Source organism: uncultured Roseobacter sp. (assembly GCF_947488185.1).
Taxonomy (GTDB): Bacteria; Pseudomonadota; Alphaproteobacteria; order Rhodobacterales; family Rhodobacteraceae; genus Roseobacter.
Genome location: NZ_CANKYM010000014.1, coordinates 1 through 1422 on the forward strand (window position 1 = coordinate 1; position 1422 = coordinate 1422).

Annotated in this window: 1 pseudogene; it reads right to left on the minus strand. The window is 57.0% G+C overall.

The features are described from left to right. Positions 1-298: 298 nt before the first annotated feature. Positions 299-1310 (minus strand): annotated as a pseudogene (locus tag Q1A52_RS22825) (IS110 family transposase). Between the last annotated feature and the right edge of the window lie 112 nt (positions 1311-1422).

Genomic DNA, 1422 nt, shown 5'->3' on the forward strand with positions numbered 1-1422 from the left:
GCAGCGAATGTCGTGTGTGGATGGCTCCTGCATAGCAAGTCCTTTTTGATCTGATTTGCGCGTTTGTCAGAAGCAGTCATGTGTTCCCATTGTCCGGCAGGCGATTTGCACAGCAAATCTGCCGAGAGGGGCCTGTTTGCGCGGTCTTGACCGCTGGCCCTGATGGGTTCCGCAAACCAAGTCCCTTACAGCAAAGCGGGCTATTATGCCCGCGCCATTCGGCGGGGTGTCCTGGTTTTGGCGGCTGACTTATGCACCATCATCTCGCGGGTCTTGCTAACTCGTTGTTCCTTTCTTCTCAGGCTACAGCGCGGGGGCTGTAAGGTTCGATGCGGGTGAGCACTGCCCAGACGGTCCGGGCTGTCTTGTTGCCCATGGCAACAGTGGCGACGCGAGCAGGTTTGCGTTCGAGCAAAGACGTCAGCTACTTGCTGGCACGTTCGGGGTGTGACCGTGTTTGTCGGACCAATGATGTCATGCCGACGACGAGCAACGATCGTAAATACTGGTCGCCCATCTTGGTTATCCGTCCTAACTTCTCCTTGCCGCCGCTGGACTTGTTCGCCGGCTTCAAACCCAGCCAGGCAGCAAATTCCCTGCCATTGCGGAACTGATGCCCGTCGCCAATGCTGGCAATGATCGCCGAGGCCGACACCGGGTATCGTACGCAAAAGACGAACCCGCGCGTCCTCTTTAGCAACTTGTTTTAGACGATCTTCGTACCAACGGACCCATTTATGCAGGGCCATGAGCTGCTCGCACAGGTTGTGGATCACTTCATTGGCAATGTCAGGTAGATCAAGAACCTCACCTAGCGTTATGTCTTCAGCAAACCCAATCACACGGGCGAGGCCACGTGGGATAAAGACGCCAAACTCGGCAACCAGAGCACGCAGGTTGTTGATGAGTTGCGTTCGCTGGCGCACCAGAAGATCACGCGCCCGATGCAGCGACAGCAGGGACTGCTGCTCGACTGTCTTGATCGCCACAAAGCGCATGGTCGGACGGGTCACGGCTTCGCAGATCGCCTCAGCATCAATTGCGTCTGACTTGCCGCGTTTGACGTACGGCTTCACGTACATCGGGGGGATCAGCCGAACCTCGTGACCAAGAGCAGTCAATTCACGGGCCCAATGGTGCGCACTGCTGCAGGATTCCATGCCGATCAAGCAGGGCTCCAACTTGGAAAAAAAGGACAGAAACTGCGCCCGTCGCAGAGGTTTGTTGAACACCACGTCTTCGGTGGCAGTGATCCCGTGGACTTGGAAAACGTTCTTGGCCAGATCAACGCCGATTGTGGTAACTTGCATGGGGTGGCTCCTCTCATAAGCAGATTTTGACGCCTGCACTATGGCGCATCGCGACGCCGGTTGGAGCAGGAGCCATCCACCCCACCAGCAAGGTGGGCTGCGACCGCAGCAT